Annotated in this window: 8 protein-coding genes and 7 tRNA genes; 7 read left to right on the forward strand and 8 right to left on the reverse strand. The window is 46.8% G+C overall.

Annotation, left to right across the window (positions count from 1 at the left end; genetic code table 11):
• Nucleotides 1-51: 51 nt before the first annotated feature.
• Nucleotides 52-2,064, forward strand: coding sequence for an NAD-dependent DNA ligase LigA (ligA, locus tag D1Z90_RS07020; RefSeq protein WP_119910040.1), 2,013 nt, complete (start codon nt 52-54; stop codon nt 2,062-2,064).
• A 94-nt stretch (nt 2,065-2,158) separates the two neighbouring features.
• On the opposite strand, the gene D1Z90_RS07025 is transcribed toward ligA, so the two are convergent.
• The 7 genes from D1Z90_RS07025 to gltX all read right to left on the reverse strand — a co-directional run bounded on the left by D1Z90_RS07025 (nt 2,159) and on the right by gltX (nt 8,474).
• Nucleotides 2,159-5,272, reverse strand: coding sequence for an efflux RND transporter permease subunit (locus tag D1Z90_RS07025; RefSeq protein ID WP_119910041.1), 3,114 nt, complete (start codon nt 5,270-5,272; stop codon nt 2,159-2,161).
• Between the two features lie 14 nt (nt 5,273-5,286).
• Nucleotides 5,287-6,438 (reverse strand): efflux RND transporter periplasmic adaptor subunit, encoded by a 1,152-nt coding sequence (locus D1Z90_RS07030; RefSeq protein ID WP_119910042.1) that lies wholly within the window; start codon nt 6,436-6,438, stop codon nt 5,287-5,289.
• A 183-nt stretch (nt 6,439-6,621) separates the two neighbouring features.
• Nucleotides 6,622-6,697, reverse strand: a tRNA-Ala gene (locus tag D1Z90_RS07035).
• 19 nt (nt 6,698-6,716) lie between these two features.
• Nucleotides 6,717-6,792, reverse strand: a tRNA-Ala gene (locus tag D1Z90_RS07040).
• A 19-nt stretch (nt 6,793-6,811) separates the two neighbouring features.
• Nucleotides 6,812-6,887: transfer RNA gene (locus D1Z90_RS07045), tRNA-Ala, on the reverse strand.
• A gap of 19 nt (nt 6,888-6,906) precedes the next feature.
• A tRNA-Ala gene (locus D1Z90_RS07050) sits at nt 6,907-6,982 on the reverse strand.
• 76 nt (nt 6,983-7,058) lie between these two features.
• Nucleotides 7,059-8,474 (reverse strand): glutamate--tRNA ligase, encoded by a 1,416-nt coding sequence (gltX, locus tag D1Z90_RS07055; protein WP_119910043.1) that lies wholly within the window; start codon nt 8,472-8,474, stop codon nt 7,059-7,061.
• Nucleotides 8,475-8,733: 259 nt separating this feature from the next.
• Here gltX and D1Z90_RS07060 point away from each other — a divergent pair.
• The 4 genes from D1Z90_RS07060 (at nt 8,734) to D1Z90_RS07075 (ending at nt 9,842) form a co-directional block, all read left to right on the forward strand.
• Nucleotides 8,734-8,809 (forward strand) — tRNA-Val (locus tag D1Z90_RS07060).
• A 40-nt stretch (nt 8,810-8,849) separates the two neighbouring features.
• Nucleotides 8,850-8,925, forward strand: a tRNA-Val gene (locus D1Z90_RS07065).
• 16 nt (nt 8,926-8,941) lie between these two features.
• Nucleotides 8,942-9,017: transfer RNA gene (locus D1Z90_RS07070), tRNA-Val, on the forward strand.
• Nucleotides 9,018-9,152: 135 nt separating this feature from the next.
• Complete coding sequence (locus D1Z90_RS07075) at nt 9,153-9,842, forward strand: DNA-3-methyladenine glycosylase I (RefSeq protein WP_119910044.1); 690 nt, start codon at nt 9,153-9,155, stop codon at nt 9,840-9,842.
• Nucleotides 9,843-9,919: 77 nt separating this feature from the next.
• Here D1Z90_RS07075 and D1Z90_RS07080 read toward each other — a convergent pair whose 3' ends face one another.
• Nucleotides 9,920-10,819 (reverse strand): TIGR01777 family oxidoreductase, encoded by a 900-nt coding sequence (locus tag D1Z90_RS07080; protein ID WP_119910045.1) that lies wholly within the window; start codon nt 10,817-10,819, stop codon nt 9,920-9,922.
• Nucleotides 10,820-10,935: 116 nt separating this feature from the next.
• On the opposite strand from D1Z90_RS07080, the gene D1Z90_RS07085 reads away from it, so the two are divergent.
• Both D1Z90_RS07085 and D1Z90_RS07090 read left to right on the forward strand, forming a co-directional pair.
• Nucleotides 10,936-11,979, forward strand: a complete 1,044-nt coding sequence (locus D1Z90_RS07085; RefSeq protein WP_119910046.1) for an AI-2E family transporter — start codon at nt 10,936-10,938, stop codon at nt 11,977-11,979.
• Nucleotides 11,980-12,041: 62 nt separating this feature from the next.
• A complete protein-coding gene (locus D1Z90_RS07090; RefSeq protein WP_232525212.1) occupies nt 12,042-12,935 on the forward strand; it encodes a class I SAM-dependent methyltransferase in 894 nt (297 codons plus the stop codon).
• Nucleotides 12,936-13,096: the final 161 nt, after the last annotated feature.

Raw genomic sequence — 13,096 nt, forward strand, 5'->3', positions numbered from 1 at the left:
AAATCAAGCCTCTTCGATTGAAGGGGCTTTTTTGATCTAAATGGTTTTTTCATGACAATAGAACAACAGATTCATCAGCTTCGCAGCGAAATCGAAGAGCACAATTATCAATATTACGTGTTAGATCAGCCTTCCATTCCTGATGTGGAGTGGGATCGCTTACTCAAGCAATTACAGCAGTTAGAGGCAGAGCACCCTGAATTTGATAGTCCTAGCTCCCCGACCAAAAAAGTGGGAGGGAAGGCGTTAGGCGCATTTAAGCAAGTGGCACACGAAGTGCCAATGCTGAGCTTGGATAATGTCTTTTCAGAGACAGAGCTAGAGGCTTTTGAGCAAAGGTTACACGATCGTTTGAATGACGCTTCAACCCTCAGCTTTTGCTGTGAACCTAAACTGGATGGTTTAGCCATTAGCATCTTGTACCAAGACGGCCAACTAGTGCGCGCGGCGACTCGTGGTGATGGCAACATTGGCGAAGACGTGACGGCAAACGTTCGCACAATTAAAAATATTCCGCTACAACTTCGCGGCAACAATGTGCCAAAAAACTTGGAAGTTCGCGGTGAAATCTTTATGCCTAAAGCCGGTTTTGAAGCGCTTAACCAAGCCATGCTAGCGAAAGGGGATAAAGCCTTTGCTAATCCTCGAAATGCGGCTGCGGGAAGTTTACGACAGCTTGATCCAAAAATAGCGGCGCAGCGGCCTCTGGCATTTTATGCTTATGCACTTGGCTTAACCGACGGCGAGTTAGCGGAGACTCACTATCAAAGATTGCAAAATCTCAAAGAGTTTGGCCTACCTGTATCACCTGAAACGCGTCTGGCACAAGGCCAACAAGGTTGTATGTCTTTTTACCAAGATATTAGCGAGCGCCGAAACCAATTGCCTTATGAAATTGATGGCGTGGTTTACAAGGTAAATGATATCGCTAAACAAGACTCTTTGGGCTTTGTTTCCCGGGCACCACGTTGGGCCACTGCACATAAGTTTCCAGCACAAGAAGAGCTTACACTGGTTGAAGACGTTGAGTTTCAAGTGGGTCGCACTGGCGCTATCACGCCTGTGGCACGACTCAAACCCGTATTTGTCGGTGGGGTAACGGTCTCTAATGCAACCTTGCATAATGCCGATGAAATTTCTCGTCTTGGCGTAAAAGTGGGGGACACTGTGATTGTTCGCCGCGCAGGTGATGTGATCCCTCAGATTGTCTCCGTAGTGTTAGAGCGCCGGCCTGAAGCCGCGAAAGAAATTCTATTTCCTACTGCTTGCCCTGTGTGTGATTCTGCCGTTGAGCGAATTGAGGGTGAAGCTGTGGCTCGTTGCACTGGGGGGCTTTTTTGCGGCGCGCAGCAAAAACAAGCTATTAAGCATTTTGTGTCCCGTAAAGCCCTCAATGTGGATGGTCTGGGAGATAAGTTAGTTGAACAGTTAGTGGATGAAAAGCTGGTTGCTAACCCTGCCCAGTTGTTTGAACTTACTTGGTCACAGTTAACTACCCTTGAGCGCATGGGCCCTAAGTCTGCAGAGAACCTATTGCAGGCCTTAGACGATGCCAAACAAACCACCTTAGCGAAGTTTATTTATGGCTTGGGTATTCGCGAAGTGGGCGAAGCAACCGCCAGCAACCTCGCCAAACACTATTTAACTTTGGACGCGATCATCGCGGCGGGACAAGAATCTTTACAACAAGTAGATGATGTCGGCGAAGTGGTGGCAAAGCACTTGTATTACTTTTTACGCCAAGACCATAACTTGGAAGTGATTAACGCATTGATTGCCGCAGGGGTGGATTGGCCGGCGATTGAGCAAGCGTCTGAAGATGCTTTGCCTTTGCTAAACCAAACCTTTGTGCTAACGGGCACTTTATCGCAAATGGGGCGCAGTGAAGCTAAACAAAAGTTAGAAGCCTTAGGCGCTAAAGTGGCAGGCAGTGTATCTAAAAAGACCAGTTATTTGGTCGCAGGCGCAGCTGCGGGCTCTAAGTTAACTAAAGCGGAAAGCCTTGGCGTGAGCGTATTAACCGAAGACGATATGCTGGCGCTGCTGACAAAGCATGGCCAATAACTCGCAGGTAAATTAAAAGTAATAAAAAGCCAGACAAGATGTCTGGCTTTTTTGTGGTCATATGGTCGGTAAGGCAAACACGTGAATGACGGAGTTAACTCACTCTGCCTTTCACCTTCTCACGTAAGCCTTGCATGATGGAATAGAACACTGGCACCATCAGGGTTCCCACAATACACGCTGCAATCATACCGCCAAATACGGCGTAACCTAGCGACGTTCGGCTGGCTGCACCTGCACCGGTTGCGATGACCAAAGGCACCACGCCCAGTACAAACGAAAAGCCTGTCATCAATACCGCGCGAAAACGCAGGCGTGCCGCTTTAGCAGCCGCTTCAGCAATGGACAAGCCATTTTCACGTTCGACCTTGGCAAACTCGACGATAAGAATGGCACTCTTACTGGCGAGGCCTATCAGGAGCACGAGGCCAATTTGAGTGTAGAGGTTTATTTCTGCGCCAACTATCCAGACATTAACAAAAGCCCCTAACATGGCGATAGGCACCGCCATCATTACTGCTAATGGAATGGTCCAGCTTTCGTACTGCGCCACCAAGAATAAATAAGTGAAGAGCAATGCCAAGCTAAAGATAATAGGCGCCAAGTTGCCGGCTTTTAGTTCTTGATAAGTTTGACCTGTCCACGAGTAGGTGTAACCGGTAGGCAAGGTTTGCTCTGCAGCCCGCTTCATGGCTTCAATGGCTTGCCCTGAGCTATAGCCTGGAGCAGGGATACCATTGATGTTGGTCGAGCCATATAGGTTGTATTGCTCTACCACTTCGGGGCCAAGGATAGGGCTCACTGTGACGAGCGTACTCAGCGGGATCATCTCACCGTCTTTACTGCGTACAAAAAAGCGTTTGATGTCTTCTTCGCTGTCACGGTAACTCGTTTGCGCTTGAACCATAACCCTGAACACTTTACCAAAGCGGTTAAAGTCGTTGACATACATGGCGCCCAGTTGCGTTTGTAAGGTGTTAAAGATATCAGAAAGTGGAATGCCTAAGCTTTTGGCTTTGTCGCGATTGACGTCAACGTATAGCTGCGGCACGTCGGCTCTAAAGTTACTAAAGGCTGCGGCAATTTCTGGTTGCTCATTGGCTTTAATGATCAAACCACGCATCACTTGCGCCAGCTCTTGAGACGAACGCCCCATGGTATCTTGCAATACAAACTGGAAGCCGCTGACGTTACCTAAGCCGGGTAAAGGTGGCAACGAGAACGCCATTACTTTCGCTTGAGGAATCGTGTTGTATTTCGCTTGCAGCTTTTGCACTATGACTGATTCATGCAAAGCAGGATCTAAACGCTTTTCCCATTCATCCAAGGTGACAATCAACAAGCCACCGTTAGAAGAGACAGAGCCCGTTAAGATGCTAAAGCCGCTGGCGTGGATAACGTCAGTGACACCTTCTTCTTCTAACGTTAGTTTTACTAACTCTTCCATCACGGCTTCAGTACGGTTTAACGATGAACCGTCAGGCAGTTGGATATCCACCATAAAGGCTTTTTTATCTTCTTGTGGTACAAAGCCACTTGGCAATGAGCCACCCAGCCAAATAATACAAAAGATAATGCCGCCATAAAGGGCAATTGCAACAACGGCTTTGCGTACCATAAAGTTTACAAATGACACGTTGCCTTTGTTGGCTCTCTCAAGGACCTTATTAAACATGCCATGAAAGCCTTTGGTGTGCTCTTTAGGTGGCTTGAGTAACATGGCCGAAAGGGCGGGGCTTAATGTCAGGGCGTTAATAGAAGAAATTAATACCGCGATACAAATGGTGACAGAAAACTGTGCGTACATTTGACCGGTAATCCCCGGCATGACTGCGGTTGGCGCAAATACGGCAAGCAGTACTAAAGTCGTTGCAATAACAGGACCGGTGACTTCTTTCATCGATTCTATGGTTGCTTCTTTGGGCGACAAGCCTTTTTCTTGCATCAAACGCGTGACGTTTTCTACTACCACAATGGCGTCATCTACCACGATGCCGATAGCCATGATCAAGGCAAACAAAGAGACCGTGTTGATGCTCATGTCGACAGCGAGCAAGAAAGCAAAAGTGCCCACTAAAGACACCGGAATAGCAATGGCTGGCACTAACGTAGAGCGGAAATCTTGCAGGAAGATATAAACAATTAATATTACGAGAGCAATCGCAACCAATAAGGTTTCCACCACTTCGGCAATCGAAGTTTCGATAAAGGCGGTTGTATCATAGAGCACCAAGTGCTCTAAATCTTGCGGAAACGCTTTGGCCAAGCGGTTCATTTCAGCTTTTACCGCTTTGGCAACTTCCAATGCGTTGGCGTCTGGGCTTTGGTATATCGCGATAATGGCGGAAGGTTTGTTATTTAACTTACCTTCAGCGTCATAAGTTTGAGAGCCCAACTCGACCTTGGCAATATCTCCCACCGTGACTTTCGAGCCGTCATTGCGAGAGCGAATGATGACTTGTTTAAACTCTTCAACGCTGCTTAAGCGGCCTTTTGTTTGCAGGGTATATTGAAATTGTTGGTCTTTAGAAAAAGGCGCAGAGCCAATACGACCCGCCGCGACTTGAATGTTTTGCTCTTGCAGTGAACCAATCACGTCTTGTGTGGTGACTTTTAGGCTGGCCATACGGTCAGGATCAAGCCAGATCCGCATTGCGTAATCCATGCCGCCTATAATTTGCACCTTAGACACACCGGGTTGGCGGGCGAGGGAGTCTTTTAGGTTTATGCCTGCGTAGTTGGTAATAAACAATGAGTCATAGCTGTCGTTGGGGGAAACCAGGTTTACCACCATCAACATGTTAGGTGATTGTTTTTCGACCTTGACGCCTTGGCGTTGCACTTCAGAAGGCAGTTTTGCCATGGCTTGAGTCACGCGGTTTTGAACTTTAACCTGCGCCATGTCGGCATCGGTGCCAACTTCAAAGGTGACGTTTAACGAGTAGGAGCCATCGTTGGAGCTTTTTGACTCCATGTAAATCATGTCTTCTACGCCATTGACTTCAGCCTCAATAGGCTGAGCGATCACCGCTTTGACTATTTCGGCGCTGGCGCCGCCATAACTGGTACTGACATTAATTTGTGGCGGAGCGACCTCGGGGTACTCTGACACGGGTAACACAGGTATCGACAATAGGCCGGCGATGGTTAAAACGATTGAAATAACAAACGCAAACTTGGGCCTATTGATAAAGAATAAGCTGAGCATAACTTGTCCTTACATTAGGCCTTAGGGGTGTCAAATGCTTTAGTGGTTTGCTCTTGGATGTTTACTTTTATCCCAGGGCGCACTTTTTGTAGGCCTTCAACGATGACTTTATCGCCTTCCTCAAGTCCTTTTTTCACCGACCAGTTAATGCCAAAACGCAGACCCATGGTCACTACGCGCTTCTCCACTTCTTGTTGATCGTTCACTACCAATAAGAATTTACCTTGTTGGTCCTCTTGCACCGAGGATTGAGGCACTAATAGCGCTTGGCTATCTTGTGGTGAGGTCATGTTAACCGTGACGTATTGGCCAGGTAACAGCATGCTGTTTGGGTTAGGGAAAACGGCGCGCACGGATAACGTACCCGTGCTTTGGTCGATGCGATTATCAACAAAGTCAATGGTGCCAGTTTCACCATAATATTCACCATCAGCTAACCTCACTCGCATGATTAAATCATCTGGGCTGATTTGCTGCATGGTATTTTGTTCAACGCCACGTTGGGTCTCTACCATTTGTTTTTCAGATGCTTGGAAATTAACCCAAATTGGGTCGAGCTGAACCAAAGTGGCCAGCTCAGTGCTATCTGGCGAGATCAACGCGCCCACACTGACTAAACTGCGACTCACGCGGCCATCAATAGGGGCTACGATACGGGTATACGATAAGTCTAGTTCGGCAGCTTCCAACGAGGCCTTTGCTGCCTCGACTGCAGCTTCTGCACTGATTTTATTGCTGACAACAACGTCAAAGTCCATCTCTGAAATGGTGCCAGCCTTGTGCAGTTTGCTACTGCGTTGCCATTTAATAACGGCGATGTCGTAAGTTGCTTGTGCTTGTGCCATGGCTGCTTTGCGTTGGTTTACGACGCTTTGGTATGGCGCGGGATCAATTTCAAACAGTAAATCACCGGCCTTAATGTTGTTGCCTTCTGCAAAAAGGCGGGAGAGTAGGTTACCTTTTACGCGGGCCTTAATGATAACGTCTTCTGTCGCTTGGGTGCGGCCCACAAACTCAACAAATGGTTTTACAGATTCTTTTTTAACGGTAGCGACAATTACCGCGGGTGGGGGAGCTTCAAAACTGGCGGCTTTTTCTTTGCTGCACGCACTGATAGCAAACATCGCCAAGGTGCAAATTGCAGCACGGCACAAGATAGAGGGCATAACGACTCCAACAGTCAAAATTATCATTATAAAAAGTGAACGAAATCTTACCTTAATGATAGTAAAGGGAAAAGAAAATGTAGACTCGAATGATGGCTTTGTGACGTTATCGCGGTGAACTATAAATAAGCGAAATATAAAGTATTTTAGAAACTTTCGAGAAAGGGATATATAACAAGAAAATGGTGGAGCCATGCGGGATCGAACCGCAGACCTCAACGCTGCCAGCGTTGCGCTCTCCCAGCTGAGCTATGGCCCCATAAAGGATATTAAGAAAGTGGTGGAGCCATGCGGGATCGAACCGCAGACCTCAACGCTGCCAGCGTTGCGCTCTCCCAGCTGAGCTATGGCCCCATAAAGGATATTAAGAAAGTGGTGGAGCCATGCGGGATCGAACCGCAGACCTCAACGCTGCCAGCGTTGCGCTCTCCCAGCTGAGCTATGGCCCCATAAAGGATATTAAGAAAGTGGTGGAGCCATGCGGGATCGAACCGCAGACCTCAACGCTGCCAGCGTTGCGCTCTCCCAGCTGAGCTATGGCCCCATTTCTTAATTGCTCTAACAAAGATGTCAGAAGCGAGCGCAATTTTATGTAGCTCGCTGCTGACTGTCAACAGAAATTATCCGTTGGCTTCTCTGTTTGCTATAAAATCAAGCGCTTTGCTTATTCTTTCAACACTTCGTGCTTTACCGATCATTTTCAACGTAATGTCCAATGACGGTGATTGCCCTGCACCGGTAATGGCGACGCGCAGCGGCATGCCGACTTTACCCATGCCAAGCTCAAGTTCTTCAGCTGTGTCTTGAATGGCTTGATGCAATACTTCTGCGTTGCTCCAATCATCTATGTTTGACAGCTTTTGCTGTACTAAAACTAAAGGCTCTTTGGCGACTGGACGCAGGTGCTTTTTGGCGGCATTGGCGTCAAACTCTGAATAGTCTTCGTAGAAGTAGCGACTTGATGCAGCCAGTTCTTTTAGCGTTTTTGCGCGCTCAGATAATGCAGTCACTACTTCACTCAGGGCCGGACCTGTGCTGGCGTCAATGTTTTGGTCTTGCATATGCCATTCAAGGTAACTGGCAACATGCTCAGGATCAGACGTTTTGATGTAGTGCTGGTTTAGCCAGTTTAGTTTCTCAGTGTTGAACGCTGAGGCTGCTTTGTTAATTGCATCAAGGGTAAACAGCTCTTTCATTTCATCAACAGAGAAAATTTCTTGATCACCGTGAGACCAACCCAATCGCACTAAATAGTTTAATAGCGCTTCGGGTAAGTAACCGTCATCACGGTATTGCATTACCCCAACGGCACCATGACGTTTTGAAAGCTTGGCGCCATCATCACCTAAAATCATTGATACGTGGGCGTAAACTGGGATAGGTGCGCCCAGCGCTTTGAGGATGTTGATCTGACGAGGCGTGTTATTGATGTGGTCTTCACCGCGTACTACGTGCGTAATACCCATATCCCAGTCATCTACCACCACACAGAAGTTGTATGTTGGGCTGCCATCGCTACGTAAAATAATCAAATCATCCAGCTCGGTGTTTTGAAATTCAATGTTGCCACGAATTTGGTCATCAAACACTACGCTGCCTGTTTGCGGGTTTTTAAAGCGAATGACGTAAGGCTTATCTTCAGGGTAGTCAGTGCGATCACGCCATATCCCTGTGTAGCGCGCGCTTTCGCCTTTAGCCATCTGCGCTTCACGCATGGCTTCAAGTTCTTCTGGGGTGCAGTAACAACGGTAAGCTTTACCTTCATCCACCAATTGCTGAATAAGTTCTTTGTAACGATCAAATCGTTTGGTTTGGTAGTAAGGACCTTCGTTCCACTCTAACCCTAACCAAGACATGCCTTCCATAATGGCATCAATGGCTTCTTGTGTAGAGCGCTCAATGTCTGTGTCTTCAATTCTTAATACGAATTCACCTTGGTTAGCTTGGGCGTATAACCAAGAGTAAAGAGCAGTTCGAGCACCGCCTACATGAAGGTAGCCAGTGGGGCTTGGAGCAAAACGCGTTTTAATAGTCATAGCTGACTGATGTCCTATTGCTGAATTAAGTGGATAAATTTTGCCGGTATTTTAGCTTTCTACCACCAGAACCTCAATTTTTGTCTGCACTTAGTCAGCCACTTGCTGAAATTTTTGGCTTTTTTTGTAGAGCTTTTGCGCAAATAAGTTATTTATTGAGCAGTTAGAAATTTTTATTAAAAATCAGTTGACGCAAGAAGAAGGCTCCCTATAATACGCCCTCACAAACACAGCAGACGTAACACAGTTTGCAGTTGTTGGGCGATTAGCTCAGTTGGGAGAGCACCGCCCTTACAAGGCGGGGGTCACTGGTTCAAGCCCAGTATCGCCCACCACTTCGATTGAAGTGACCGATGTGTGAAACAATATTAAGTTGGGCGATTAGCTCAGTTGGGAGAGCACCGCCCTTACAAGGCGGGGGTCACTGGTTCAAGCCCAGTATCGCCCACCAACTTAATACACAATATGGACGATTAGCTCAGTTGGGAGAGCACCGCCCTTACAAGGCGGGGGTCACTGGTTCAAGCCCAGTATCGTCCACCACTTCAATGGCTCCATTGAAGCAGATAACCAGCATTAAGCTGGTTTTTTTATACCTGAAATTTATCGATAGATCTTTACATCTATCTGCCTCGTTATTCATTATCTGTTTATCTAACTGTCACTTTAAAGAAGCCAATGGAAAAATTTGTCGATATTTACCAGCGAGCTTGTGAGCGAAAAGGCTCGGAATTAGCCTTGCAAGCTCTGTTGTCTGATGTGTTGTCGCCTTCAGAAATAGCGGCTATCCCAGCGGATCGCTTTTTAGCATGCTTTACTGAAACCGTATTTCAATCAGGCTTTGTTTGGTCAGTGGTTCGCAATAAGTGGCCTGGCTTTGAAGCTGCGTTCTTTGGCTTTGAGCCAAAAAAAATGGTGTTACTGAATGAGCAGCACATTGAACGGTTATGCCAAGATGAGCGAATCGTAAGGGCGCGACAAAAAATTGTGACCGTGCCGCAAAATGCACAAATGATATTGGACATTGAAAAGGAGCATGGCAGCTTTGGTCAGTTTATTGCTGATTGGCCGGTGGACTATATCACAGGGTTATGGCTGCATTTAAAACAGCACGGCTCTCGCCTTGGCGGTAACATTGCAGCTTACAGCTTACGCAAGCTGGGGATTGATACCTTTATTTTGACCAAGGACGTAGAAAGCTACTTGCGTCACCATCAATGGTTAGACGCTGGCTTAACCAGTAAAAAAGGCCTTAAACAGTGCCAAAGTGCCTTTAACGAGTTCCAGCAACAAAGCCAGTTACCTATGACTCACATTAGTCAAATTATCGCTTATTCTGTGGGGGATAATAGAGTGGGCATGGCATAGACCCACACGGCTTTCATGTTTAGCGATCCCGGTGCAAAGTTCAACTTCGTGAGCTTTGAGTGAAGCCCTGCGATGGTTTAATTGAGCAGTAGGTTTTTCAACGCCGGCTGCAAGTCTGAGTAAATGAATTCAAAACCCTGTTGCTGCAGTCGCTCTGGAATGACTTTTTGGCCATCAAGTAACAAGGTACTCATTTCTCCAAAGCCGAGTTTAAGCGCGAAAGCTGGCATGGGCAGCAGGGTCGGTCGGTTGAGCACCTTGGCCAGCACTGAAGTGAATGCCCGGTTGGTTACTGGATGCGGCGCGGTAAAATTGTAAGTGCCATTGGCCGCGTCATTGTGCAGTAGCCATTCGATGCCACGGACCATATCTTTCAAATGGATCCAAGACATAAATTGCTTGCCGTCACCAATGACTCCCCCAGCGCCCACTCGAAATGGCGGCAGCATCTTTTTCAGCGCGCCGCCCGCTGGACTAAGCACCACCCCAGTTCTTAAAATACATAAACGCGTATGGTCTTGGCATAGCTTAGCCACGGCTTCCCACTGCATGCATATTTGATGGCTGAATTCGTCATGGGCCAATAGATCGTCTGCTTCGGTCAAAGGCTGCTCTTGCTGACTGCCGTAGAAGCCGATGGCTGAGCCGCTGATAAAGACTGCGGGAGGCTTGTTGGAGGCAATGATCAGTTGACTGATTTGACGGGTAATGGTCCAGCGACTTTGACAAATTTTGTCTTTTTGCTTCGGGCTCCAACGCTTGTTAGCAATTGGCTCGCCAGCCAGGTTGATGACCGCATCATATTCATCGAGATTAGCTAAGCTTTCAAGGTCGGCCAGGTAACTGAGTTGTGGTCCCAATAGCTGCTTTGCTTTAGTAGGGTTGCGGCTCAGTACCGTAAGCTGATGTTTTTCACTTAACACTTGGCATAAATGGCTGCCAATCAGGCCCGTGCCACCTGTGATCAATATCTTCATATTGGTTTCTTTTTAAGAACAGTATGTTAATTATTACGTGTTTACAGCGAAAAAGATCGCTATTTTTTCAAGATGATATATAAAGCATAGTGTTGCTGAATCAATTTGAGAAGAAAATGGACACCCAAAATACTTTAGGTCGAGCGTTTGTTATCTTGGCAGCGGTTATCATTATCTTGGCAGGGATCAAAACTGCCAGTGCCATCTTAGTGCCGTTTTTACTGTCAGTTTTTATTGCCATCATTTGTCACCCCCTTATCAATTACTTAGTCGGCTTAAAAGTACCAAGAGGCATCGCCATTTGCCTGATTATAATGGTTATTGTGTTGCTCTTTTTTGTATTAGCCAGCGTGGTTGGTTCGTCAGTGGCCGAATTTCGTTTAGCCCTCCCTGGCTACGAAGCTCAGCTACTTGAACGGTTTGAGGGCATCACTACTTGGCTTGCGCAGCATAATATTGTGATTTCAGTAGAGATTGTGAAGGAGTATTTTGACCCTTCTGTGGCGATGAATATGGTCACCAATATGCTCTCAGGCTTTGGCAGCGTGTTAACCAACGTATTTTTGTTGCTATTGACGATTATTTTTATGTTAACGGAAGCCCCTGAGCTACCGAAAAAGCTACACGTGGCGTTTCGCGACCCTGAAATGAAGTTGAAGAGTTTGGATAAGTTTATCCACTCGGTAAACCGGTATATGGTGATTAAGACCTTTGTGAGCTTTGGAACTGGCTTATTTGTGATGTTCTCTTTATGGATCATTGGCGTTGATTTCTTTGTGCTTTGGGGCGTACTGGCATTTTTGCTCAATTATATTCCTAATATTGGCTCTATCATTGCTGCAGTGCCGGCTGTCATTTTAGCCTTCTTACAACTGAGCTTGGGCCACGCAGCGGTAGTGGCAAGCGTGTATGTTGCGGTTAATACCGTAATGGGTAATGTGGTAGAGCCGCGTTTCTTAGGTCGTGGTCTAGGGCTGTCCACCTTGGTGGTGTTTTTATCATTAATTTTCTGGGGATGGCTGCTCGGAACGGTCGGTATGCTCTTATCTGTTCCTTTAACCATGATCTTAAAAATTGCCCTCGAAAACAGTCCACAAGGCTCATGGTTTGCCGTTTTATTAAGTTCAGAAGAGGACGTAGCGGCTCGTAATAAAGGCTAATAAACACTGTTCATTACTGCGCAGCCTAGGTAACATGCGTTTTATTTTGGCTAGGTTGCACAGTGCAAATCTTACAACACTTCCAATGGCCGGCAGGCCACGAGCTGACGCGGTTATTTCATGGCCGCGGCGCCCAATTTCTTGACTATCGCTTTATTAATGTTGACTGGTTATCGCCGGCTGCTTTGATTATTTTATATTCTGAAGTTGAGCGTGATTGGTTATTGGAATTGGCTACGGCGGTTAAAGCTCGCTTAGGTGACGACTGCCAATCTGTGCAGGTGCAATACCGTAACCGACACATGGCTCCCTATGAACTGTTATTGGGCGAACAGCTTGATGAAGTGATTGCGCAAGAAGCAGGCTTAAAGTACCAATTAAGACTAGGGCGCAATCAAAATTACGGCTTATTCTTGGATATGGCAAATGGCAGAGAGTGGGTCGCTCAGCATGCTAACAACGCCAACGTACTGAACCTATTTGCATACACTTGTGGCTTTTCTGTGGCGGCAGTGGCTGGCGGGGCGCGTCAAGTGGTCAATGTGGATATGAGTAAATCCTCTTTGGGCACTGGCCGAGATAACCATCGTCTTAACCAACATGACATGACCAAGGTAAAATTTCTGGGGCATGATATTTTTAAATCTTGGGGCAAATTAAAAAAGTTGGGGCCTTACGATTTATTGATTGCCGATCCGCCTTCACTGCAAAAAGGCAGTGTCAACATAGTGCGAGATTACCCTAAAATTATGCGTCGCCTAAGTGAATTAGTCAGCGCACAAGGCCATGCTTTATTGTGTTTAAACTCACCGGATCTGGATGTGGCATTTATCACCCAAGCGATGGCCGAACACGCTCCTGACTTTAGTTTTGTACAACAGCTACAACCGAGCGATATTTTTATCAATCGAGAGCCAGATAAAGGCCTTAAAGTGCTCTTGTACCGCCACGGCTAAGATAAAGGGTTAACGGCCCAAGCGATAGCCGAGCACGCTCCTGAGTTTAGCTGTTGTACAACAGCTACAACCGAGCGATATTTTTATCAATCGAGAACCAGATAAAGGCTTTAAGTGCTCTTGTACCGCCACGGCTAAGATAAAGGGTTAACGGCCCAAGC

The sequence above is a fragment of the Motilimonas pumila genome (assembly GCF_003596335.1).
GTDB classification, from domain to species: domain Bacteria; phylum Pseudomonadota; class Gammaproteobacteria; order Enterobacterales; family CBDFNC01; genus Motilimonas; species Motilimonas pumila.